The organism is Salibacter halophilus, assembly GCF_008806325.1.
Classification (GTDB): domain Bacteria; phylum Bacteroidota; class Bacteroidia; order Flavobacteriales_G; family Salibacteraceae; genus Salibacter; species Salibacter halophilus.
Genome location: NZ_WACR01000003.1, coordinates 183,194 through 208,282, shown reverse-complemented (window position 1 = coordinate 208,282; position 25,089 = coordinate 183,194). Strand labels below are relative to the sequence as shown.

At 42.2% G+C, this 25,089-nt stretch carries 20 protein-coding genes; 8 read left to right on the top strand and 12 right to left on the bottom strand.

The window, feature by feature from the left end; genetic code table 11:
* Window positions 1–52: 52 nt before the first annotated feature.
* The 3 genes from F3059_RS04415 to F3059_RS04405 form a co-directional block, all read right to left on the bottom strand.
* Complete coding sequence (locus F3059_RS04415) at window positions 53–961, bottom strand: lysophospholipid acyltransferase family protein (protein ID WP_151166880.1); 909 nt, start codon at window positions 959–961, stop codon at window positions 53–55.
* Window positions 961–2,571: a peptide chain release factor 3 gene (locus F3059_RS04410; protein ID WP_151166879.1), complete on the bottom strand. Its 1,611-nt coding sequence runs from the start codon at window positions 2,569–2,571 to the stop codon at window positions 961–963. Before F3059_RS04410 ends, F3059_RS04415 begins: the two co-directional genes overlap by 1 nt.
* A gap of 100 nt (window positions 2,572–2,671) precedes the next feature.
* The gene (locus F3059_RS04405) at window positions 2,672–3,997 is read right to left on the bottom strand and encodes an alkaline phosphatase D family protein (RefSeq protein WP_151166877.1); all 1,326 of its coding nucleotides are present in this window, start codon (window positions 3,995–3,997) and stop codon (window positions 2,672–2,674) included.
* A gap of 148 nt (window positions 3,998–4,145) precedes the next feature.
* On the opposite strand from F3059_RS04405, the gene icd reads away from it, so the two are divergent.
* Window positions 4,146–5,369 (top strand): NADP-dependent isocitrate dehydrogenase, encoded by a 1,224-nt coding sequence (gene icd, locus F3059_RS04400; RefSeq protein ID WP_151166875.1) that lies wholly within the window; start codon window positions 4,146–4,148, stop codon window positions 5,367–5,369.
* 70 nt (window positions 5,370–5,439) lie between these two features.
* On the opposite strand, the gene F3059_RS04395 is transcribed toward icd, so the two are convergent.
* A complete protein-coding gene (locus F3059_RS04395; RefSeq protein ID WP_151166873.1) occupies window positions 5,440–6,996 on the bottom strand; it encodes a phospholipid carrier-dependent glycosyltransferase in 1,557 nt (518 codons plus the stop codon).
* Window positions 6,997–7,022: 26 nt separating this feature from the next.
* Here F3059_RS04395 and F3059_RS04390 point away from each other — a divergent pair, with 26 nt between their 5' ends.
* From F3059_RS04390 to F3059_RS04375, 4 genes are all read left to right on the top strand, one after another.
* Window positions 7,023–7,775, top strand: a complete 753-nt coding sequence (locus F3059_RS04390) for a hypothetical protein (protein WP_151166871.1) — start codon at window positions 7,023–7,025, stop codon at window positions 7,773–7,775.
* Window positions 7,776–7,781: 6 nt separating this feature from the next.
* The gene (locus tag F3059_RS04385) at window positions 7,782–8,450 is read left to right on the top strand and encodes a hypothetical protein (RefSeq protein ID WP_151166869.1); all 669 of its coding nucleotides are present in this window, start codon (window positions 7,782–7,784) and stop codon (window positions 8,448–8,450) included.
* Window positions 8,447–9,121 (top strand): hypothetical protein, encoded by a 675-nt coding sequence (locus F3059_RS04380; RefSeq protein WP_151166868.1) that lies wholly within the window; start codon window positions 8,447–8,449, stop codon window positions 9,119–9,121. Before F3059_RS04385 ends, F3059_RS04380 begins: the two co-directional genes overlap by 4 nt.
* Window positions 9,122–10,017: 896 nt before the next feature.
* Window positions 10,018–10,686 carry a calcium-binding EGF-like domain-containing protein gene (locus F3059_RS04375; protein ID WP_151166866.1) on the top strand — a complete coding sequence of 223 codons (669 nt, stop codon included), beginning with the start codon at window positions 10,018–10,020 and terminating at the stop codon, window positions 10,684–10,686.
* A 76-nt stretch (window positions 10,687–10,762) separates the two neighbouring features.
* On the opposite strand, the gene F3059_RS13870 is transcribed toward F3059_RS04375, so the two are convergent.
* The 4 genes from F3059_RS13870 to gyrA form a co-directional block, all read right to left on the bottom strand.
* On the bottom strand, window positions 10,763–11,095 hold the full coding sequence (locus F3059_RS13870) for a type II toxin-antitoxin system PemK/MazF family toxin (RefSeq protein ID WP_151166864.1): 333 nt from the start codon (window positions 11,093–11,095) through the stop codon (window positions 10,763–10,765).
* 5 nt (window positions 11,096–11,100) lie between these two features.
* Window positions 11,101–11,607 (bottom strand): hypothetical protein, encoded by a 507-nt coding sequence (locus tag F3059_RS04365; protein ID WP_151166863.1) that lies wholly within the window; start codon window positions 11,605–11,607, stop codon window positions 11,101–11,103.
* A 207-nt stretch (window positions 11,608–11,814) separates the two neighbouring features.
* Window positions 11,815–12,969, bottom strand: a complete 1,155-nt coding sequence (locus F3059_RS04360) for a tetratricopeptide repeat protein (protein ID WP_151166861.1) — start codon at window positions 12,967–12,969, stop codon at window positions 11,815–11,817.
* A gap of 33 nt (window positions 12,970–13,002) precedes the next feature.
* Window positions 13,003–15,519 carry a DNA gyrase subunit A gene (gyrA, locus tag F3059_RS04355; protein WP_151166859.1) on the bottom strand — a complete coding sequence of 839 codons (2,517 nt, stop codon included), beginning with the start codon at window positions 15,517–15,519 and terminating at the stop codon, window positions 13,003–13,005.
* 283 nt (window positions 15,520–15,802) lie between these two features.
* Between gyrA and F3059_RS04350 the strand changes: the two genes are divergently transcribed.
* A complete protein-coding gene (locus F3059_RS04350) occupies window positions 15,803–18,412 on the top strand; it encodes an ATP-dependent Clp protease ATP-binding subunit (protein WP_151166857.1) in 2,610 nt (869 codons plus the stop codon).
* Between the two features lie 47 nt (window positions 18,413–18,459).
* Here F3059_RS04350 and F3059_RS04345 read toward each other — a convergent pair whose 3' ends face one another.
* Window positions 18,460–19,743, bottom strand: coding sequence for a 1-acyl-sn-glycerol-3-phosphate acyltransferase (locus F3059_RS04345; RefSeq protein ID WP_170265035.1), 1,284 nt, complete (start codon window positions 19,741–19,743; stop codon window positions 18,460–18,462).
* Window positions 19,744–19,748: 5 nt separating this feature from the next.
* Window positions 19,749–21,944, bottom strand: coding sequence for a RecQ family ATP-dependent DNA helicase (locus F3059_RS04340; protein WP_151166854.1), 2,196 nt, complete (start codon window positions 21,942–21,944; stop codon window positions 19,749–19,751).
* 244 nt (window positions 21,945–22,188) lie between these two features.
* On the opposite strand from F3059_RS04340, the gene F3059_RS04335 reads away from it, so the two are divergent.
* Window positions 22,189–22,749 carry a DUF6580 family putative transport protein gene (locus F3059_RS04335; RefSeq protein ID WP_151166853.1) on the top strand — a complete coding sequence of 187 codons (561 nt, stop codon included), beginning with the start codon at window positions 22,189–22,191 and terminating at the stop codon, window positions 22,747–22,749.
* A gap of 35 nt (window positions 22,750–22,784) precedes the next feature.
* Complete coding sequence (locus F3059_RS04330) at window positions 22,785–23,966, top strand: aspartate aminotransferase family protein (RefSeq protein WP_151166851.1); 1,182 nt, start codon at window positions 22,785–22,787, stop codon at window positions 23,964–23,966.
* Here F3059_RS04330 and F3059_RS04325 read toward each other — a convergent pair whose 3' ends face one another.
* Both F3059_RS04325 and F3059_RS04320 read right to left on the bottom strand, forming a co-directional pair.
* Window positions 23,967–24,332: a CoA-binding protein gene (locus tag F3059_RS04325; protein ID WP_151166850.1), complete on the bottom strand. Its 366-nt coding sequence runs from the start codon at window positions 24,330–24,332 to the stop codon at window positions 23,967–23,969.
* Entirely contained in the window at window positions 24,329–25,084 is a 756-nt protein-coding gene (locus F3059_RS04320; protein WP_151166848.1) for a DUF547 domain-containing protein, read from the bottom strand. The genes F3059_RS04325 and F3059_RS04320 overlap by 4 nt, the downstream gene beginning before the upstream one ends.
* Window positions 25,085–25,089 lie beyond the last annotated feature (5 nt).

Genomic DNA, 25,089 nt, shown 5'->3' with positions numbered 1-25,089 from the left:
TCCCAAAACCAACATTAGAACGCTCTCGACCTTAACCTTGATTTCGACCAAACTAAACCCCACCAGTGTAGCGCTTAGAATACATCTCTTCAGGTAAATCTTCAGGGCGCTTGTGTTTCCAGCGTTTGTGCGTCCAAATCCAGGTTTCGGGAGATTCGCGAATTGCTTTTTCCAGCGCCTTGGTGTGGATCTCTGTGATTTCGCCATCGCTGTACTTGTGTGGATCGGTGACGAGCTCCACGAATCTACAGGTGTATTGACCGCGTTTTTTTCTTCTGATGTCTACAAAGACAATTGGCAGATTGAATTTTTTGGAAATGCGTTCGCATCCTAAAAACACCGGAGTGTCTCGATTTAAAAACTCCATCCAGTATCCTTTGTGAGGTCGGGGAGTTTGATCAGCGATGAGTCCTGTGAGAGTGATTTCGTCCTTTTCCTGCTCTTCTTCGAGCACATCGTAGATCTCTTTCATGGCGGTGAGTTTACTGCCAAACCGACTACGCAAATCGATGAAAAGCTGATCAAATGGTTTGTTGTGGAGCGGTTTGTAAACACCATTGAGTTGATGCTTGCCTTGCAAACTAAACGTGAGGCAGGCGTACTCCCAGTTGCCGAAGTGTCCCATTACGGCTATCGCGCTCTGACCGTTCTCATAGTATTTCTCAAGTAATTCGAGATTTTCAAACACAAACCGTTTTTTGATTTCCTCAGGCTTGATGCTAATACCTTTCACGATTTCAACGATCAGATCCGCAAAGTAGTGGAAGAACGATTTTTCTATCCGCTTGCGTTCCTGTTCAGATTTTTCGGGAAAAGATAGCTTCAATTGTTCCCGCACGAGCTCTTTCCTGTAGCCAACAATGTGGTACACAATAAGGTAAACTAATCCGGATAAACCGTAAAGTACCGATAGCGGCAACTTACTGAGGAGCTTGATGATCGCAATTCCAAACTTTGTCATTACGCTGTAACTTGCTGGTCTATTTTAAATTCGCTCGTTGTATGGAAGTCGATGTCAGGATAATCCTGTATAGCCTGATTCAGGAGGAACTGACTCTCAGCTAAGAACACCCAGTTATCGTCTTTGTCTTTAGCTACGTAGCGAGCCTTTACACGCGTAAAGTGATCGAGTTGTTCTTCGTTTTCGGTCGTGAGCCATACGGCTTTGTGGTAATTCTTGTGATGGAACTCAGCCGATGCTCCGTACTCGTTCTTGAGTCGGTATTGGATCACCTCAAACTGCAACTCGCCAACTGTCCCGATGATTTTCTTGTTCCCGGGTTGTTGCGTAAAGAGCTGTGCCACGCCTTCCTCGGTGAGCTGTTGAACACCTTTGTCCAGTTGTTTCGACTTCATCGGGTCCTTGTTTACAACCTCCTTGAAAATTTCAGGAGAGAAGCTCGGAACACCTTTGTAATTGAATTCTTCGCCCTGTGTGGTTAGCGTGTCACCAATCTTGAAATTTCCCGTATCGTACAATCCGATTACATCACCGGGATATGCTTCATCCACAACTTCCTTGCTGCGAGCCATAAAAGAGTAGGGGTTTGAAAACTTGATCTTTTTTCCCTGGCGAACGTGATGGAAAAATTTGTTGCGTTCAAACTTGCCCGAGCAAACACGCAAAAAGGCAATTCTGTCACGGTGGTTGGGATCAATATTCGCGTGAATTTTGAAGATAAAACCGCTGAATTTGTCGTGTTCCGGTTCAACGAGTCCTTTGTCTGATTCTCGGCCGAGCGGTCGCGGTGCAATGTTCACGAATTTGTCTAACAATTCCTGTACACCAAAGTTATTCAGAGCCGAACCGAAGAAAACCGGTGCGGTTTGAGCATTTTCGTATTCCTTGATTTGAAAAGGATCGTAAACACCTTCAACCAAGTCCACATCTTCACGCAATTGATCAGCAGCACTTTCACCTAGACGCTCATCGAGCACAGAGCTGTTTAAGTCTTTGATGCTAATCACGTCTTTCTCAATGCGTTGTTTATTCGCGTCAAAGAGATTGATCCCTTTTTCTTCGAGGTTGTAAACTCCTTTGAAACGCGGTCCCATGCCGATTGGCCAGGTGAGTGGTCTAACTTTTATGTCGAGTTTTTCTTCCAGCTCATCCATCAACTCAAAAGGATCTTTTCCTTCGCGGTCGAGCTTGTTGACGAAAATGAGTACCGGAGTATCGCGCATGCGGCACACTTCCATCAGTTTTTCTGTTTGTGCCTCCACACCGTTTGCTGCATCGATCACCAAAATAACCGAATCCACGGCCGATAATGTGCGGTAAGTATCTTCAGCAAAGTCCTTGTGACCGGGAGTATCGAGAATATTGATCAGTTTGTCGCGGTACTCAAATGTCATCACCGATGTAGCCACGGAAATACCACGTTGTTTTTCAATCTCCATGAAGTCAGATGCGGCAGTCTTCTTGATCTTGTTGTTTTTCACTGCTCCCGCAATCTGGATAGCTCCACCAAAAAGGAGGAGTTTCTCTGTGAGCGTGGTTTTCCCCGCATCGGGGTGTGAGATGATAGCAAATGTTTTTCGCTTGTTTATTTCTTCTGAAATCTTACTCATAATGCGCTTGAAAATAGGTGGCAAAAGTACTGAAAAATGAGGAATCACAGCGCATTTAGGTCAGAACCGGAATCCGGCTCTGACCGTAACCTCGCAGTTTTTACCACCTTTCAATGTCGCGTGTCCAAATGAGCTCGCCTTCAGTATCGCGGATTTCGATCGTTGCTTTGCGTTCTTTGTACGGACCGCTCAACTTCATGATCCCGAAGTTGCGTTTGCCGTAATGTGTACCTTCCACACGGTTTTCGTTTTTCTCGTCAACTGAGTTGTAAGCTGTTGATGTGAGAGGAGATACTGTTAAGTCGTAGATTTGATTATCGCCACGTTCCAGCTTGCTCAGCTCCGTTTTGTGGCGGTCACCCGTGAGGAAAACCACGTTTCTGATACCCTCATCAAAAATAGCATCGATCAGCATCTTGCGTTCTTCAGGATAAGTAGCGTAGTTTTCGTATTTGGCTACTGTATTTAATACCTGTCCGCCAATAGCCACAAATTTGAAAGTTGCTTTACTCGTCACCAGCGCATCGATAAGCCACTGAATTTGTTTTTCACCGAGGTAAACGCGATCACCGGTTTTGCGGTTATTTGGTGATCTGAACCAGCGGTTGTCGAGCATGAAGAACGCTGCATCATTGTACGTGAACATTGTGGCAGCACACTCTTCATCGTAAAAACCGTAAGATGGATTTGCCCAAAAGTCTCTGAACAAATCGAGCGCCATTTCTTTGTGGACATAACTTCTATCGGCATCGTTGGGACCGTAATCGTGATCGTCCCAAATGGCGTAGTTGTTTGCCGATCCGAGTAGGGGACGCATCTCGTCCACATCTCTGCTGTGCGTAAAACGATGTTGGATTCCGCTCTTGCTGTCCCAATCGACTTCTCGCAGGTATGCGTTATCGCCCAGCCAAAGCATCATATCTGGTGATTGCTCAAAGATGGATTCGAAAATTTGGTAATCACCTCCGTATGGTTTTCCGGGGCGATCGTATTTTTTCTCGTTAATATACGCACAGCTCCCCATCGCCATTGTCCAGTTAGGCGGCTCGGTGCGGTGTTGCCAGAGTTCCTGAGACCTGAAAGTTGTTGGGTAGTCAAATTCGAGAATTTCTCCGTTCACTTCAACCTGGTAAGTATATGTGCGGCCCGGTTCCAGGCTGTCTGCTACGAGAGTTGCTGTGTACGCTGATTCAACGGAAGTTTGAACCGGCTCTGACCGAAACTTTTTCACAGCATTATTGCCCGTTGGAATTGTGTAATAGATCAGGCTTACAGTAGCTTCGCCATCAGTTTGAACCCAAACAGCTGTTTCGCGCATTGCCGAATAACCAACCATGGGTCCGTTTTTTAAAGCACTTTGACTAAAGCTTAATGTTGAAACTGATAAAAGTAAGATTACCAGTAGTTTATTTAGGTAAATATTCATCTCAATTCTATTTAATTCGACTACAAAGAAAACGTTCTGTTAGCAAAGAGAATGCCATCTTGTTATGAATTTATCATTAAATCGCTTTTGTCAGGTGTAGATATTTTATTTGGTTACTTTTGTATTTATCTAAAAATTCAAAGTATAAATGTCAGAAAAAATAACGCAAAACAACGGAAAGTTAAACGTACCTAATAACCCTGTAATCCCTTTCATTGAAGGAGATGGAATAGGCCCTGATATTTGGGCAGCAGCTAAAAAAGTGTTTGACGCTGCAGTAGAAAAAGCTTACAATGGCGAGAGAAAAGTAGAGTGGAAAGAGATTTTCGCAGGTGAGAAATCTTACAACAAAACAGGAGAGTGGCTACCTGAAGCGACTTTTGCTGCAATTCGCGAGTATTTAGTTGCGATTAAAGGCCCGCTTACTACTCCGGTAGGTGGCGGAATTCGTTCATTGAATGTTTCGCTGCGCCAGGAATTAGATCTTTACACGTGTTTGCGTCCCGTTCGTTGGTACAATGGTGTTCCTTCACCTGTTAAAGCGCCCAACGAAGTTGATATGGTTATTTTTAGAGAGAATACTGAAGATATTTATGCCGGTATTGAATTCGAGGCAAAATCTGAAGAGAATAAGAAGTTCCAGTCTCTATTGAAAGAGAATTTCCCTGATCGTTACGAGCAAATTCGTTTTCCTGAAACGAGCGGACTAGGAATAAAGCCGGTCAGTGAAGAAGGAACGGAGCGACTCGTGCGCGGTGCTATAGACTATGCTTTTGAACACAAGCGCGAAAGTGTAACACTCGTTCACAAGGGAAACATCATGAAATTTACTGAAGGTGCTTTCCGCGACTGGGGATACGAGGTTGCCAAAGATCAATACGGAGCTAAAGATCTCGATGGAGGACCATGGCAAACGATTGAGAAGGACGGCCACAAGATCATCGTGAAAGATGTGATTGCTGATGCATTCCTTCAGCAGATTTTGTTGCGCCCTACAGAATACGATGTTGTGGCAACGATGAATCTCAACGGTGATTATGTATCTGATGCACTGGCTGCAATGGTAGGCGGTATCGGAATTGCACCGGGGGCAAACATCAATTATGACAGCGGCCTGGCGCTTTTTGAAGCTACGCATGGTACAGCACCTAAATATGCCGGAATGGATAAAGTGAATCCGGGATCTGAGATTCTTTCAGGCGCGATGATGTTTGAGCACATCGGCTGGAAAGAAGCTGCTGATGCTATCGTACGCGGACTTGAAGGTGCGATTGCTGCCAAGACCGTGACTTACGATTTTGAACGTCAAATGGATGATGCAACACTTGTGAAGTGTTCTGAGTTTGGCGATCACATCATCAAACACATGTAAGAGAAAAGTAATATTGAATTACAGTCAGAACCCTGACCACGAAAGTGCGTCAGGGTTTTTTGTTGACTGATTATTGATTTTGAGTACTGCCACTATTCCTGTTTTGTATGTACGCCTGAGCATTGAACTGAAAGAGCATAGTAGGAGGGTTCTGATAGTTTAAAACCCGTGGGAATGCGTAGCTGTGCTTTTTGATAGCCGGAAGTAGATACTGGTACGTTGACCCGTAACCGAGCGATTCCAAAACCACATAATCGGCACCGTTTTCGACAAAGTCATCCAATAACGCTATATCGTCACGTGTGAACTTGTATTTAAGCACGTGCCGATCGGCAAAGAGATAGAACATATTGGGTTTGCGAGCAATGATGAGCGCGTCCTGTGGAGTGTTTTGTTTACACCATTCTGCAACGCGGAAATACTGCTTGAACTGGGGCGGATAATCGCTCTCGGCTCGTAAATTTTGAAACTGCATTCCGGGCAATCCAAGTAACACAACAATCACGACTGCCGCAATTCCCCATTCTTTCTTGATATACTTTTGAGATAGTTTGTTCACTGCTATAAACAACCCAAAAAAGGTCATGAACATGAACAGCGGAACCAGGTGAATCATAAAGCGACTGCTAGACCAAACTTGTGGCCAAAAAACGAGCACGAATGCAGTAAAGAGGAAAAAGGCTGTCATGAGCCACTTTTCTTTGATTGCTCGTATTGCTATCACGATCAGAGCCAGGATTATCAAACCGACAACTCCGCCCAAAAATGTGTTTTCCTTGATCGATTCCTGTACAAACGGCACAACAGTAGAGGGAATGATGTTGGTGCCGTATTTCGTGATGTTTTCAACGGCCCGGTCAACGAGATCTGAAAAGCCCACTGTACCCAGCGATTTGTCGTACGGATTCACAGCGAGTAATTGTCCCACATAATTGCTTCCGCCAGTGGATTTGAAAAAACTGGGCCCTACACCGCCAAGGAAAACCAACCCGGCAGTTATAGTCTGTGGCCAGTTCTTGCGCACGAGCATCGAAACACCCACGGCTCCGATCGTGACAAAACCCAGTGTTTTCAGATAAAAGCCGTAGATCAAACTAAAGAGCATCACGTAAAAACTCCAGCGCTTGTACCACGGTTCAGTTTCGCTGTGGATAAATTTCACGTAGCTGAAAAGCCCTAAGGTTGTGAAAAACAAAAACGGAATTTCACTCATAATAATCGTGGCCTGGCGCATGAGCACAGGATTGAAAAATATAGCGAGCGAACCTATGAAAGCCAGGTTGTTGCTTGAAACCAGCTTCCTGTACAACTGAAACGACATGATGCCGGTAGCAAACAATAAAATACCGTTGAATATTTTGATTCCCACAAAACTCTTGATTCCCATTTTCATCAACCCTGCAATGAGCAAAGGGTATCCAATTGGGAAGTGGCTGTGAGGCGGCATATCAGGATGAACGGGAGATACGTAACCGAGTCCGTCAGCTAACGCTTTACCCAAAATAAAATAAGAAGCATTATCGCCATTGAGATCGAGTTTAGAATCAAAAACGTATAAATAGATGATCAAAAAGGCGACTAAAAATACAGGGTAGAGGAGCTGGTTGTTTTGTGTTTTTTCTTTCATAGCAGGACAAATTAAGTGAAAAACCGTTGAATATTAACGGAAAAAATGAAGTCAATTATTTTGGTCAGAACCGCAATTCATTCGGGAACGCGATAAATTGCTATATTTGGGACTTGACAAAAAACTTAATCATGAGAAAAGCCTGGTTATTCATTGCTCTAGCAATTCCCTTCTTGTGGGTAGCCTGTGAACAAGATACTTTGAATCAAAGTATTCCAAAAGATCAACCCCTCGATGAAAACTGGAAAAAAGGAGATTCTGTACCCATCGTCAGCAACTTTTATTTCCAAGGTAAAATCGATTCGCAGATGTACACCATTCAATACGCCATCAATAATTACGGTGTATTGTTTGATTCAATAAAGTACGGATTGTGTGACACCTCAAACAATTTCATGGGATTCAATACAACTCTTGGTTCAGCGATGAATAATTCATTAACACTCAAGTTTTTGTCCTGCATTCCAGATTCTGCAGATTCTATCACAAATCGCAGCTCCATTTATTTGGGCGCTTATCCTTTTGGAAGCCATGATCTCACAAACTTTAGAGAAGGAGTGAAGGTAGAGTGGGTCGATGAACAGGGAACTACCTGGAGCAGTCGTCCCGGAACAGGAGCTTCTTCAAATTTCAGGTTCCAAATTCTCGATATGGCTCCCGATACAACTTCTCTGGGTGATATTTACGTAACCGGAGTAATGGATTTACGTCTTTATAATGGTACGCAATCTATTCCGGTTGAAAGAGGAGAGTTCAGATTGCCACTCAACGGATTTTAATACGCTATGCGAAATTTATACTTCACATTATTTTTTGCCGTTTCGCTCTGTTTCGGTTTAGTAGGTTGTAATTCTGATGATGATGTGCCACCAAAGCGCAACTCGCTTTCGGGTGATACCAACAACATCTTTATACCAAAAGATTTGTTCCTGCGCTTCAACTTAGATGACACGACTAAATTCTACGAGCACGGTTATACGGTAATTAGCGAGTCCAGAGCATACCGAAACGGATATTGCGATACATTTAATTTACAGGATTCGCTCGCGAGTTTTATCCAGGTTGAAACCGGTGTTTTCCACGATCCCTCAACTCGAAACAGGGCTTTTTATATCGATTTCATCAATTGTATTCCGCAAGGTTCAACAGAGGAGGAGATCAAGGAGATGATGTTTGATCCCGGAAATTACGACTACGTGACAGACAACAACAAAACTGGCGGAATTAGAATTCGCTACTACGATAATGAAGGAAACTTGTGGACGACTTCGAGCGGACCTAACAGCGGTTCTTATTCTGATTTTATGTTGTCTGCAATTATCGATAGTCCTGAAGGTGACGAACGGTTTGGGAACTATATCATGTTTGGTGAATTTTCTTGTCGTTTGTACAGAGGTGGAAATTCAATGACCATCACTAAAGGACGTTATAAAATGTATATTGGAGGACTATGAAAACCCTTACTTTCATACTAACATTAGGTACTATTGTATCAATCGGTTTGTTTTCGAGCTGTGACGATCGCGTGGAATTATCAGAATATCCTGAACAGGAACCGGATACTACGTTGCCGGCTCTGAACCACGATTTAAAACTCACAGCTAAAATCGGTCCCGATTCACTGATCTACCGCGATCTGATAGGTAGTGAAATAGGGAACGGGGTAAGCAGTTTTTACGGTGGTCTGTGCTTTACCGATACTAATGGTTTCACGTACGACTCCAGGATGCAGGGCTTTAATTTTGGTCCGCACAACGACTCTGCTTCACCGCGCGTTATCGATTTCCAGCTTTACGGTTGTATTGTGGATACTTTAAATACTAGAAGAGACGGACTCATTGACCTCAAGCAATACGATGTGGGGAATATCAACAATGGTACAAGTGGCTTCATGGTGACGTACATCGATGAAAACTACAAGGTGTGGAGCACACTTCGCGAAGACACTATTCCTGATACACAATCCGGCTCTCTTACTATTACCGATCTAATTGAAAACTACGATGGCTTTTCAAGGTACAAAGCGGCCGGTGATTTCTCTAACATCCAACTCTACGACACGGCTGAGAATGTCATGCTCATTGAGGGTGGTCAATTTGTAACCAGAGTAGGGAAGTATTATTGATTGGCTCCTGTCGTGTCGTCTTTACAAAACCATGCTTTTATTAAAGCCAGGCTAATAAACTTGCAGGTCATTAGTGGGTTAAAAAAGATTCCCACTATCATTCGTTTATTCTTGTTTTTTGGCTTGATCCAAAAACAGAAAGATCAAGTTGAAAAGATTGAATTTTGTTCTCGTCTCTGGTTTAAGGGATGCAAAACAAGCGATCCTTAACTGAACAATTAACCTGAATATCAATTCGTAGTTCGCGTCTCATCAGTCAGCGATATGCAGCGGATGTGCGTAGTCGCGTCTTTGAGTTTCTTGCCTATGGCCGAAGGGGCAGAGGCTTAGAAAGTCATAGATCCACGCACTTGCTGCGGGGTTTCAAACTACGAAAAAGACAAAGCGCGGAGCACACAATCCGACTGCGGTTTTTGCAACGAATTGGAGAAAAATCGCCTCTGATGAGACTTGATTTTTTCTATCTTTTTTATCAAGAAAAAAGATTATCAATTACAATCAATGAATGAAATAGATTGTCTTTTTGTGTCAAGTTGAGAGTTTATTCGAAATCTCGCTTAAAACAACGGGAACAAAGGATAAAATAAAACTATCCTCTTTTCATTCGTTTATTCTTGTTTTTTGGTTTGATCCAAAAACGTAACCGAGCTTTTTAAAGCGAGCTCATGAGCACCGATGAGAATTAAAGTGAAAGCGAATAAAGATCAAGGTGAAAAGATTGAATTTTGTTCTCGTCTCTGGTTTGTGGGATAAAAAACAGGCGATACGATCGCTGGAAAGCGCGTGAATTATTGAATTCCCATCAGTTAAAGTAGACGCAAAGCGTTGATAAAACAGCACTTGCACTAATCAAATAATTAATGCAGTTTTGTTGGTACAACACCTAACTCTGCATAATGAAAAAGACTTTATTTTTCTTTAGTCTTATAACTTCACTATTATTCATCAGTATTTCGTGTCACCAGTCTGATCCCGATCCCTGTGATAGCAGATATTGCTTAAATGGCGGATCTTGCATTGAAGGTGAATGTGATTGCCCTACAGGTTATTACGGAGTCAATTGCCAAAATGAAATGGCCTGTGATCCCGACACGCCTTGTGAAAATGGTGGGGCATGCTACAACGGTTCCTGTAACTGTCCGCCAGAATATGAAGGGCCTTTATGCAGCACTGAAAAAACGCCACAATATGTGGGTGTTTCCAGAATTGAAATCGTGAAATTTCCACCATTCAAACCAAATGGCGATAGCTGGGATATGAACGGCAACGGACCCGATATTTTCCCTGCGCTTTTTAAAGGTGAAAAAATTGAATGGGCATCAAAAGAGGAATATGAAGATGCTGATCATCAATCAAATTATTACAGGTTTGATAACATTAAACATGTTTTCAGTTCTCCCGGTGAAAAACATCAGCTATACATTTACGATCGAGAAGCGAGTGGTAGCGAAAGAATGGGAGGAGTAGAGTTTATTCCCTTTGTCAAAGGCGAAGGCTTTCCCAAAAACAAGCGGTTGAGCTCCGGAAAATATGAATTCGTGATTTACTTTACTTATATTCTTTAGATGGGAATTAAAATCTTATTGATTCGTAAAATTGGCTAGAGTGGGCTTATTTGAGTGTTAGATTTAGTTTATAACACTAAAAGCAACTTTTGACTTTATCCAATATATTTCTCAAGAAATCCTCATCAATGATTTCACAATGTTTTTCTTTGATCTTATCTTCACGATAAGTGAAAATTTTGTTGCATCTAATTTCACACGACTTTGGAAGAGATCGGGAAAGAAATTTATTTTCAATTGGGACAGAAAACTTATTCAATCTATTTGTAGTTGTGATAGGGCAAATTAAATAGTCATTGTCTAAATCGTTTATTGTTTGATTTGAAATGATTATACAAGGCCTTGGTTTTGAGTCTTTCTCGCCAATATACTGATAATCAATCCATATTATATCACCTTGATTGAACATTGAAATCAAGATTTTTTGCTTTCCTCATAAAAGTTATCCCAAAGATCACCTTCATCTTTCCACATATCGTTTAAAATATCAGAAGATGACAGTTCTGACTGTTTCACTAAAATCTTATCGTGAATAGAAGAAAGCTTACCTAGAAGCTTTTCTGTGATTTTATTGAGATCGTGTAATTGATTTCCTAAAAGAACTAGATCTCTATAAATATCATCTTTATCGGTTAAATCTGATTTAGCTTCATCAATTAATGAGATTAGTAATTTGAATAATTGAAAAACTTCATCGTAAGTATTGGTCAATTTTTCAAACTCAGAAAGATCATTTGTATCGTACTCCTGATAACGATTTACTATTTCCAATTGCTCAGTGATTGATAATTCAATTTCATTCAAATCTTTTTGCAATCCTTTGAGCCTTCGTGTTAGAAACTTTTGAATGGAGCTTCCAAGTAGTTTACTGACACTTTTTAAAGGAGATTCAAATCCGTTATTTACTGTATGAGTGAGCATTATTTATTAAACGCAATTTTTATAATCGTAGTTATAAAACAAACTTACAATTTTATTTATTCTGCTAAATTCAATTATAAGAACCTAAACAGATGCTAGAATTATTTACTTATAATTTATATTATGTAAAATAAAGCTAGAAATAAGAAAGGAGACCAATCGATCTCCTTCCTCTCTATTGAATAGTTTATGAAATCAAATAGATGATTATTCAGCAGAGTTCTCTTCTTTGAACTTGGCTTTCATCTCTTTGTATTTCTCCATTTGATTTGTTTTTCCGTAAAGTCCCATGAGCGTTTGCATTGTAACGCGGTCTTCCGGATTCAGCTCGTGAGCTTTTTCTAGCGGCTTAATTGCCTTTTCATACAATGTGTCGCGCTCAGCTTTCAACTTATTGTATTCTTCCTTTTTACTGATGTCCAGGTTATTCATTTTTTCCTGGATCTCAGCACTGCGGTTTACGTAAACAGCTCCAAGGTTGTAATACGATTCGTAGTTATCAGGATCTACAGCAATTGCGCTCTCGTAATCTGCAGTCGCTTTGTCACTCATGCCTTTTTTGTCGTAGAGCGTACCGCGTGCAAAGAACAACTGTGCATTTGAAGAATCCTTTTTAATAGCCTCATTCAACATCGCTAATGCATCATCAGTTTTTCCTGTAGTCAGGTAAATGTTGATGAGCTCAGTTAAAATCGGACCGTTTTCAGGATACAGTTTTCTACCTTCCTTCAACGTGTTTAGCGCAGCGTCAATGTTACCCTGTCCTTTTTCCAGTTTAGCTACATTCACGAAAAGCGCACCGTCTTTGTAACCGAGTTTTGCACTCTCGCGGTATTGCTCTATTGCTTTAGCAGTATCATTAGCTAATTCTGCAGTCATTCCGGCATTGAATATTGCTGATGTATCTGTTATTCCGAATTTTTTCGAAATCTCAGCAGAATTTTCAAATGCTTTACTCGCCTTGGGGTAATTCTGCGATTTGTAGTTTTCAATTCCTACAGCAAACATTTGGCGACCAGTGATTTGGTATTGCTGTTGAATTTCTTTGTCTCCAATTCTCCTACCTTCTAACTCAAGTGCTTTTTCAAAAGCCTCAGCAGCCTTGTAAATAGCATTTGAATCAAGCTTTTTAAATTTCTCGTCTTCTGTTGCAGCTAAGGCCAAATAAACCTTACCGCGGTAGAACCATGTTTTGCGCTCGTTCATCGTTTTTTCGTGAACAGATGCAGCATCGATGTTCTCTTTAGCCTTGGCCAAATCGCCATTTTTCAAATAGTTATTGGCGCTAATTACTTTGTTCGACTGCGCAAAACCCGTTGCTACAGTCGCTATCATCGTCAATGTGAAAAATATACGTTTCATAAATTTTTATTCCTTTTGATGCGAAATTATCAATTATTCTTCGCTATCAGTAGCATTTTCTGTGCCATTCTCTTCTTCAGAACCATTTTCTTCCTCTTCTTCATCGCTGTGAGGCACTTTTGCAACTGCCGCGATTTCGTCACCTTTCTTGAGGTTGATCAGTCTAACACCCTGAGTGGCACGACCCATCACCCTTATTCCGGCAACTTCGAGTCTGATTGCGATTCCGTTTTTGTTAATAATCATCAGGTCGTTATCATCAGTAACAGCCTTGATCGTTGTGAGTTCTCCGGTTTTATCGGAAATATTCATTGTCTTAACACCTTTACCACCGCGGTTTGTCACACGGTAATCTTCCAGTGCTGTACGTTTTCCGTAACCTTTTTCTGATACAACCAGGATAGTTGTTTCAGCATCCTGAACGCAAACCATGCCCACGACTTCGTCTTTGTCGTTAGCTAGCCTCACTCCTCTTACACCACTGGCTCCGCGGCCCATGGATCTGACTGTGTTTTCGTTGAAGCGAATTGCGCGACCACTTTTCAGAGCCATCAACACTTCACTTTCACCGTTTGTGAGTTTAGCTTCCATGAGCTCATCGCCATCCTTAATATTGATCGCGATGATTCCGTTTGAACGCGGACGAGAATAAGCTTCGAGATTTGTCTTCTTAACAGTACCTTTTTTGGTACACATCATAATGAAGTTGTTCTCGATAAATTCCTGGTCGGTCAGATCCGGAACATTTATATAGGCTAGAACTCTGTCATCGGGTTCGATGTTGATCAGGTTCTGAACAGCCCTACCTTTTGATGCTTTCGTTCCTTCCGGAATTTCGAATACTCGCATCCAGAAACACTTACCTTTCTCCGTAAAGATGAGGAGATAGTTGTGTGTATTGGCGTAGAACAGATCTTCCAGGAAGTCCTCATCCCGGGTTGTGCTACCCCGCGATCCGCGACCTCCTCGCCTTTGTGTGCGATATTCTGAGAGCGATGTACGCTTCATGTAACCCATGTGCGAAATCGTCACAACAACTTCTTCATTAGGGATCATATCCTCGATGCGGAAATCGGCACTGGCAAAAATGATGTCAGTTTTGCGTTCATCACCGTATTTCTCTTTCATTTCGAGGAGCTCTTCTTTAATAATGTCCATTCTCAAGCCTTCGTCAGCCAAAATGCTTTCGTAGTACTCGATCTTTTTCATCAACTCATCGTACTCGCTCTGGATCTTTTCGCGCTCCATTCCGGTGAGTCGCTGTAGACGCATCTCCAGAATAGCTTTCGCCTGAATTTCAGTAAGCTCGAAGTTTTTCATCAAGCCTTCTTTCGCGATATCAGCAGTACGCGATCCCCTGATGAGTGCGATCACTTCATCGAGGTTGTCCAGCGCGATGAGATACCCTTCTAATACGTGAGCTCTCTCTTTTGCTTTGCGCAGTTCGTATTCTGTCCTGCGAACAACCACCTCGTGGCGGTGATCTACATAATGATGAATGAGATCTTTGAGGTTCAACGTTTGCGGACGACCTTTAACGAGCGCAACGTTATTCACTGAGAATGAAGTTTGTAAAGCGGTGTGCTTATACAAATTGTTCAGAACCACATTCGGGATGGCATCGCGCTTGAGTTCGTAGACAACGCGCATACCGCTTCTGTCACTCTCATCGCGGATATCAGAGATACCCTCGATCTTTTTATCGTTGACCATATCGGCCGTCTTGCTGATCATTTCAGCCTTATTGACCTGGTATGGAATTTCTGTCACTATAATTCTCGGTCTGCCCGAGTCTGTTTCTTCGATATCGGCTTTGGCTCTAATCACGACCTTACCGCGACCGGTTTCAAACGCCTGGCGAACACCGTCAACACCGTAAATGATTCCGCCTGTTGGGAAATCAGGTGCTTTCACGTGTTCCATCAAACCTTCGATTGAAATATCGCGATCATCGATATAAGCTACTGTCGCGTTCACAATTTCAGTGAGATTGTGAGGCGGCATATTTGTCGCCATACCAACTGCGATACCACTTGCACCGTTTACAAGGAGGTTCGGAATTTTAGCCGGTAGTACGGTTGGTTCTTCGATGGTATCATCGAAGTTGAGCGAGAAATCGACTGTTTCTTTGTCGATATCGGACAGCATTTCCTCCGCTATCTTGCGGAGTTTAGCCTCGGTGTAACGCATAGCGGCCGGACTATCACCATCCACAGAACCGAAGTTCCCCTGGCCATTGACCATCGGATAGCGAAGTGACCAGTGCTGTGCCATACGCACCATAGTATCGTAAACGGATGAATCACCGTGCGGGTGATACTTACCGAGCACCTCTCCCACGATACGTGCCGATTTTTTAAAGGACTTGTTGGATGTCAATCCCAAATCCTGCATTCCGTATAAAACTCTTCGGTGAACGGGCTTTAAACCGTCTCGAACATCGGGTAATGCGCGCGCTACAATTACTGACATGGAATAGTCGATATATGCCGACTTCATTTCCTCGTCAATGTTTACGCGCAGTATTCTTTCATTATCTCCTTCTGCCATATTGTCTTAAATTCAAAGAGAAATTGCGTTTCGTATAGTATTTGCTACACAGTTTTAATTGAATTTCGAAAGTACTTATTAATGTACCGCTAACCATGTTGAAAACTCTTGTAATTTTCAACAAATTTATGTTGGTAAAAAGAACCTGCTTTTCAGGTCAGCCGCGTTGTTAGCTCAGTACTTTTGAGATTGTAGAAAGAGTTGTTATTTTCACAGTGCGGAATGAACGAAATGGGTTCAAAAACCGTTTAACAACAAAAGAACACGAAGGAGACTAAAATATATGGAAGCAAATTTTTCCCCAAGAGTTAAGGATGTAATATCCTTTAGTCGCGAAGAAGCTCTCAGGTTAGGCCATGATTACATAGGCACTGAGCACTTCCTCCTCGGGATTATTCGCGAAGGTCAGGGAGTTGCTATTGAAATTTTGAAAAACCTCAATGTAGACCTCATGGAGTTGCGTAAACTCATCGAGCAGTCTATAAAGGTTGAAAATACATCGAAGGTAACCTCTAACCTCGGCAATATTCCGCTGGTTAAACAAGCAGAAAAAACGCTCAAAATCACGTATCTCGAAGCCAAGCTCTTCAAGAGTAATGTGATTGGCACGGAGCATTTGTTGTTGAGTATTCTCAAAGACGACAACAATGTTGCGAGCAGGGCGCTATTTAACTTTAATGTAGATTACGAAATGGTAAAGAACGAATTGGACAATATGCATTCGGGATCTGACATGAATGAAGATCCAAGAGCTGAGATTCCGGGAAGTACTGAAGATGATGACACTTCTTCAGGTTCATTCTCAGGCGGTGGCGGTCGCGGTGGTTCACAACGCAAGAGCGACACAAAATCAAAAACACCGGTACTCGACAACTTCGGCCGTGATCTGACCAAAATGGCTGAAGACGAAAAACTCGACCCAATTGTAGGTCGTGAAAAGGAAATTGAACGCGTTTCGCAAATTTTGAGCAGACGCAAAAAGAACAATCCGATTCTGATCGGTGAGCCGGGTGTTGGTAAATCGGCAATTGCTGAAGGTTTGGCACTCCGCATCGTGCAACGCAAAGTTTCACGTGTTCTTTATAATAAGCGTGTTGTTACACTCGATCTCGCTTCGCTGGTTGCCGGAACAAAATACCGTGGTCAGTTCGAAGAGCGTATGAAAGCGGTGATGAACGAATTGGAGAAATCACCTGATGTGATTCTCTTTATCGATGAAATCCACACGATAATCGGAGCCGGTGGCGCTTCGGGATCGCTGGATGCATCGAACATGTTCAAGCCAGCTCTAGCACGTGGTGAAATACAATGCATTGGTGCTACCACGCTCGATGAATACCGACAGTATATCGAGAAAGACGGAGCACTCGAAAGACGTTTCCAAAAAGTGATGGTTGAGCCAACGACACCTGATGAAACGGTGACGATTCTCAACAATATTAAAGCTCGTTACGAAGAGCACCACAATGTGAACTACACTCCTGAAGCGATTCAGGCATGTGTGAAGTTGACTGATCGCTACATGACGGATAAACACCTTCCCGATAAGGCGATCGATGCTCTTGATGAGGCTGGTTCACGTGTTCATATTACAAACATTGAAGTTCCGGATGAAATTCTCGAAATCGAAAAGCAAATCGAGAAGGTCAAAGAAGATAAAAATCAGGTTGTTCGCAAGCAGAAATACGAAGAAGCGGCAAGATTGCGCGATTCAGAACGCAAACTGAGCGAACAACTCGAAGAGGAAAAGAAAAAATGGGAAGAGCGCACCAAAGAGCATCGCGAAACGGTTGACGAGGAAAACGTTGCTGAAGTTGTCGCGATGATGACTGGCGTTCCTGTACAGCGTATTGCGCAAAAAGAAGCTGAGCGACTCACGAATATGCGTGAGAAGTTGAGAGGTAGCGTAATCGGACAGGACGAAGCGGTTGAGAAAGTGGTTAAAGCAATTCAGCGTAACCGTGCCGGATTGAAAGATCCCAACAAACCGATCGGTTCGTTTATTTTCTTAGGTCCTACGGGTGTTGGTAAAACGCAGTTGGCCAAGGTTCTGACCCGTTACCTTTTCGACAAAGAAGACAACATGATCCGTATCGATATGAGTGAATACATGGAAAAATTCGCTGTGTCGAGATTGATCGGAGCGCCTCCGGGCTATGTTGGTTACGAAGAAGGTGGTCAGCTTACAGAAAAAGTTCGCAGACACCCCTACTCTGTTATTCTGCTTGATGAGATCGAGAAAGCACACCCCGATGTGTACAACTTGCTCCTTCAAATCCTGGATGACGGAACTGTAACTGACAGCCTAGGTCGCAAGGTTGACTTTAAGAATACGATCATCATTATGACGAGTAACATCGGTACGCGTCACCTTAAAGACTTTGGACAAGGTGTTGGTTTTGCGCCATCGGCCAAGCTTCAAAATGAAGAACAGGAAGCAAAGAGTATTTTGCAGAAAGCGCTCAAAAAGGCTTTTGCTCCAGAGTTCCTCAACAGGATTGACGATGTGATTCTCTTCAATAGCCTCAAACAGGAAGACTTGTTCAAGATCATCGATATTGAACTGGAACACCTCTACAAGCGAATTGAAGATCTCGGATATTCGATCGAGCTCACTAAAGAGGCGAAAAAGTACATCGCTGAAAAAGGATATGATCACCAGTACGGTGCTCGCCCACTGAACAGAGCGATCCAGAAATATCTCGAAGATCCTATTGCAGAGGAGATCATCGGCAATAAAATTCACGAAGGCGACACAGTAAAAGTTGATTTTGATAAGAAAGAGAAAGAGATCAAGATCAATGTGAAAAAAGGTGAAGCCAAACCGAAGAAAAAGGCTGATGATTCGAGTTCTGAAAAAGAGGGCGAAACTAAGAATGAAAAAGAAGATTAATCATTCTCTACGATAAACAGACAAGGGAGCTCAACGGCTCCCTTTTTTTATGCTTCATTTTTGAGTGAGCGGACAAATGTTTCGAGTTCGTTTTCGAAAGTGTGGCGTTGACTTTTATCGGTCAGAGCCCACTTTCCAAATCGCATAACCAACCGGATATTATCCCGGAAATTCAAAGCTCCTATCCCGCAAATAATTGTGATTCCGGTTCCGATCAAAACATCTTTACCGCTGAAAAAAGCTGTTGCTGTGCTAGCTAAAACAAGTAACCAAAGCGGATATAGAATTAAACCGGTCAAAAATTTCACACTCGTTCTGAACTGCGGATCTTTAATCGCGAATTGCAATTTTTTAATGATGTGAAATGGCAACGCAAAAATCAACGATCCCACCATGTAAAAAGGCAATGTGAAAATCGAAATAATGAGAGGTCGCCAAAATTCAGATCCTTTCTTGTAAAAGAATCCTGGGTAACGCAACTCCTTCCCTACTTTCAGGAGGTTTTGCATCCTGGAAAGCTGATCATCACTCAATAAGTCATCGTTAAACTGATTGGCAAATTCCTTTCCATCAAAGAAGTTTTGGAGAAATAGACCTTTGCGATTTACGCGAGTTGGATACACGAGGTGAATGAAATCGTAGATCGTGCTGTTGTGGTCTTTGGCTTTTTGATGGTACATCAGCGGTTGAAGCGACTCTTTAATCTCTTTCGTCACCTGCTGGATTTCTTTTGTGCGATCCTCCTCTTTTAGCGAATAACGATCTTTAGAAATCTCAATAGGATCTCCGATATTCATTAACATATTGGATCTGAACTTGGGATGATTGCTGTAATCTAGCCCTATCGGTTGGATGTACAGTTTATCAAAACGCTCGAGCTTATCTAATGTATCCAGCGCAATACGAGCTGTTCCTTTCTTGAGCGGACGCAAACGTTTTAGCTCTCCGTGGTTTCCTTCAGGAAATACGATAAGCGTTCCGCCTTTTGAAAGATAGTTGTAGCATTCATTGAAAGTGTGTTCATTCCTTCCGAGCGAACCAAAGCCATCGCGCATGCGGTAAACCGGGCGCATCTTCACTTTCCGCAAGAACGCTCCCGAGAGCTTGTTTTTGAAGACATCGGCTCTGACCAAACTGGCCGGTTGCCTGTTTGAAGCCAATGCCATCAAAAGTGCGTCAACAAATGCATTTTGGTGATTGGCGCAGTAGATAACCGGATATTTCTTCACCAGTTTATCACCGTGCAAAATGACCCTGTTCTTGAAGTAAAACCAGAAGTCAATTTCGCAAAGCACTTGCAAAAAGGCATAAAAGAAGGAAAACTTTTTCAATGGAATTAATTTCCTAATTCAGACATAAATTTGATGCGCATTAATCTTATTTCTTCCTCAGAGTACTCATCTTCAAATTCTTCGAGCGCTTCATCAATACTGTCAGATTCAGCTTCTCTAAAGTATTCAAAAATATCCTCCTGATGCTCTTCATCCAACACATCATTTATGTAATAATCGATGTTGACTTTAGTTCCTGAGTACACGATATTTTCTAGTTCTGACACAAACTCAGAATCAGTAATACCGCGAGCTTTAGCCAAATCAGCCAGAGGAACTTTTCTATCGATACCCTGGATGATTGCAATTTTGTTACTTCCCTTATTGGCAAGGCCTTTCACAACCATATCCTGCGGACGGTCGATATCGTTTTCTTCAACGTAAGTTTTGATCAGATCCAGAAACTGACGACCAAACTTCATGGCTTTACCTTTTCCTACTCCCACAATGTTTTGCAGTTCATCCATCGTGATAGGATATTGAGTTGCCATGTCTTCGAGACTAGGATCCTGGAAAATAACGAAAGGCGGTAAGTTCTTTTGCTTCCCGATTTTCTTGCGAAGATCTTTGAGGAGTTTCATCAACTCGGGATCGCCACCCTGTCCGGCCTTGTTCATCGTAATGGCATTTGCATCTTCAGCCATTTGATCGTAATCGTGATCCTTGATAAGCATGAACGACTTGGGATTCTTGATGAATTCTTTTCCTTCATCCGTCACGAAAATCGTTCCGTATTGCTCGATGTTTTTACCAATTAAACCAGCTACGAGCGATTGCCTCACAGCAGCCATCCAATACTTTCGATCGTGATCTTTTCCAGACCCAAAGAAACTGGCCGTGTGGTGTTTGTTGCTTTTAACTTCAGCAGATTGTTTTCCAATCAAAACATCCACAACGTGCTTGGGCTTAAATTGCTCTTTGACGTTTATAACTGTTTCGAGGAAAAGCTTGATCTCGTCTTTTGCTTCAACTTTTTCTTTCGGGTTGACCATGTTGTCGTCCATGTTCTTCCCTTCTCCGTTTTCCTCGTCCCATTCTTCACCAAAGTAGTGAAGCAGGAATTTCCTTCTCGACATAGCTGTTTCAGCATAAGCCACCACTTCATTGAGGAGAGCGCGAGCTATTTCCTGCTCGGCAACGGGTTTATTAGTCGTGAATTTTTCGAGCTTTTCAATGTCTTTGTAATCGTAGAATGCCAAACAAACTCCTTCACCACCATCTCTACCGGCACGACCGGTTTCCTGATAATAACCTTCGAGCGATTTAGGCATATCGTAGTGCATCACAAAACGCACATCAGGCTTGTCGATTCCCATTCCAAAAGCGATCGTTGCCACAATAACATCCACTTCCTCCATGAGGAACATATCCTGGTATTTGGCGCGTTTTGCAGCTTCCATTCCGGCATGATAAGCGAGTGCTTTAACGCCATTCACCTGTAGTAATTCTGCAATTTGTTCAACCTTTTTACGACTCAGGCAATAGATAATTCCCGATTTCCCTTCGTTCTCCTTGATGAACTTGATGATCTGCTTTTCAGCCTGAATTTTAGGACGTACCTCATAAAAGAGGTTTGGTCGGTTAAACGAAGCTTTGAAAACATTCGCATCAGACATTCCCAGGTTTTTCTGGATGTCGAGCTGCACTTTTGGAGTGGCAGTTGCGGTCAGAGCCATAACCGGAATGCGGTCGTCAATTCCAGAGATCATTTCCTTGATCCGCCTGTATTCAGGTCTAAAATCGTGCCCCCACTCAGAGATACAGTGCGCTTCATCAACTGCTACAAATGATATTTTAATCGATTTGAAGAATTCGATGTTTTCCTGCTTCGTGAGTGATTCAGGAGCCACGTAGAGAATTTTCGTTTTTTCGTCACGTAAATCTTGTTTGACACGGTTGAGCTCTCCCTTATTGAGAGAAGAGTTCATGAAATGTGCTACGCTGTCATCGTCAACAAATCCTCTAATCGAATCAACCTGGTTTTTCATCAGGGCGATCAACGGAGAAATGACAATAGCCGTACCCTCTGTAATGAGAGCGGGTAACTGGTAAGTAAGAGACTTCCCTCCTCCAGTTGGCATAATCACAAATGTATCGTTGTTGTTGAGGACACTATTTATAATTTCCTCCTGATCTCCTTTGAATGAATCAAAACCAAAGTACTGCTTAAGCGCGCTTTTCAAATTAAAATCCTGCGTCATTTTCACTTTCAGTCTTTACCTAAGTAATTTTTATAATTATGAAAATTATCAATTTTTATTGAAACAATAAATATTTTCAAGTGTAAGGTGTAATGATTTGATTACCGTAGGCTAAATAAAGTAGAAAAGCCCTTGAACACATCTCTGTCAAAGGCTTCAAATCAAAAGTACTGAATTCCTTTTTGACAGCCTACAAGAAAAGGATAAAATATTTCTAAATTTGTCGGCAAATAAGAAGACCAATATGAAAACAAATAACACGAAACTCAAGTTTGCTATTATTTCAATTGTCCTCATTTCATTAACGCGTTTTATACCGCACCCTCCCAACTTCACAGCAATTGGTGCTATGGCTATTTTTGGTGGTGCAGTGTTGAACAAAGACAAATGGCTGGCTCTACTAATTCCCATGGCTGCTCTTTTCGTGAGTGATTTATTGGTCAATAACATCCTTTATTCGAGTTTTTACGACTCTTTTGTGTTTTTCACTGAAGGCGCGGCTTTCATCTATGGTGGTTTTGCCGTGATGGTTCTTTTGGGAAGCACACTTGCTAAAAACAACAAAATATCAGGTGTTCTTGGCTCTACGGTTATCGGTTCACTTGTATTTTTTGCACTCACCAACTTTGGAGCGTGGTTGGGAAGCCCTATGTACACAAATGACATGGCAGGACTCTTGACGAGTTATACTGCTGGATTGCCATTCTTGCTAAACACATTTGCAGGAACTCTTTTCTTCTCTGCTGTATTGTTTGGTGCTAAAGCTTACGCATCTAAGCGTGCTCCTGAATTGGCTGAAGCATAATCAGTGATTGATTTCACATTATATAATGTCGGTTTATGAATGATCGGCAATCTTTTGACAAGCATGTAGCGCAAACGACTCCGTATCCAATCGGACTGGAAATTGAGCGTGCTGAAGGTTGTGTTGTTTACACCACTGATGGAAAGGAATATCTCGACCTAATTGCCGGTGTTGCTGTCAACAACATAGGACACTCTCATCCTAAGATTACAGAAGCTATTTCCAGGCAGGCAAGCGACTACATGCATGTGATGGTTTATGGCGAATACATCCAGTCACCGCAGAGCAAGTTTGCCGAGTCATTACTCGATCTCCTTCCTCCTACTTTAGATAATGTCTACTTTGTCAACTCAGGCACTGAAGCCAATGAGGCAGCACTCAAATTAGCTAAACGCGCTACTGGTCGGTCAGAGCTCATCAGTTTTCGTGGTAGTTATCACGGCAGTACACACGGCTCGCTGAGTGTATCGGGAAATGAGACAAAGAAGCTACCTTTTCGCCCGCTACTTCCCGATGTGCGTTTTTTGCGACACAATGCTATTTCGGATCTGACCGAAATAACGGAAAAGACTGCTGGGGTAATCATTGAAGTGATTCAGGGCGATGCCGGAGTTCGAATTCCGGATGTCGATTTTCTTGTGAAACTTCGCAATCGTTGCTCTGAAGTTGGCGCGTTGTTGATCTTTGATGAAATTCAAACGGGTTTTGGTAGAACCGGTAAAATGTTTGGTTTTGAGCATTTTGGTGTTGTTCCCGATGTTTTGACAATCGGGAAAGCGATGGCCGGTGGAATGCCGATGGGCGGAATGATCGCCAATCGCGAATTAATGAAGGAACTATCTGATAATCCGATCCTTGGACACATTACAACTTTTGGAGGTCATCCGGTTTGCTGTGCTGCCGGATTGGCGAATTTGGAAGTTTTCAGAGATGAGATCGATCTCGAAGAAGTCGAGAAAAAAGGAGCATACCTGGAAAACAAACTGAAGAACGATAAGGTGAAGGAAATCAGACGTAAAGGTTTGATGTTTGCTGTCGATCTAGCAGATTTTGACGAAGTTAAGAGTGTGTTTGACCATTGCCTTGAAAATGGATTGCTCACTTTCTGGTTTTTATCGACCAGCTATGCTTTCAGGCTCTCTCCACCTCTAACAATTAGCTACAAACAACTTGACAGGGCTGCTTCTGTTATTCAGGAAGCTTTGGACAGGATCTGATCAATACTGATTTGTAGAAAGCATTACGAGCGTACAGGCTTTTACAGTTTCGATTCCGGCATCTTTCAATTTCGATTCAAACTCAGAATTCTCTGTCCCGGGGTTGAAAATCACTCTTTTTGGTTTGAGGTCAATGATGTAATCGTAGTATTGTGGCTGTCGTTGCGGGCCGATGTAAAGCGTAACAGTATCGAGATCATCTATTTCTTTTGGCCAGTCGACAATGATATGGTGCTCACCAATTGTGCCCTTTCTGATTCCGAGCGGAACTACTTCGAAATCGTAGTCTGTAAGCATTTGAGTTGCTCGAAAAGAATATCGCGCATCATTAGGAGATGCACCAATTACAGCGGTTTTTTTACTCATCGGTTAGCTTGTTTTTGCAAATTCCAGTTGTATTCTTTGAACTCGACTTTAGGTGAGGCATTTGACGGAATGAGATCGAGCTTTTTGTGTAGTTTGATGATTCCATCTTTTGATCCAAAGTCTCCGCGGTACCATTTGAAAATTCGGTTTACCTTGAGAACATCTTCTTTCTTATCATACTCACTCGTTTTTGTGAGGAAATCGTTCATCGCTTCATCGAGTTCACTATCGAGTTTATCAGCTTCAAAGTAAGTCACAGGCGGACAAGAGGCCGCTCCACAATTGAGAGCGAAATGAATGCGCTTATCAACCGAATCGACACGCAATTCTTTAATCGTCTTTCTGGCAAACGGATTTTTGATGTAACCCATCGCCCACTTGGCTCTTGAGTCACGTAGAATACCGTGCTCAATATCATCGAGATCAAACTCTTTACCGGCAACTGTAATGAAGTCTTTACGGAAAAACTTGTTCTTTTTCTCCAGATAAAGCGATTCGTATTTGTTCAATCCTATTTGCGTGTAAGAATTGTAAATATTGATCCAAAAAGCTTTTTTCTTTTGAGGAGTGTCCAGTTCTTTTTTGAGTTTCTCGTAATCGTATGATTCTATTTGAGATTTAAAATCTGCGTACTCATCACCGTTGAAATAAGCTAAAAATAAGTCTTGTGAAAGTGTTAAAGCGTTAGTTTCGCTAAATACATTTAAAGGACTTAAAATTAAAACAATAGCAAATAATTTAATTGCTTTCATTTGTT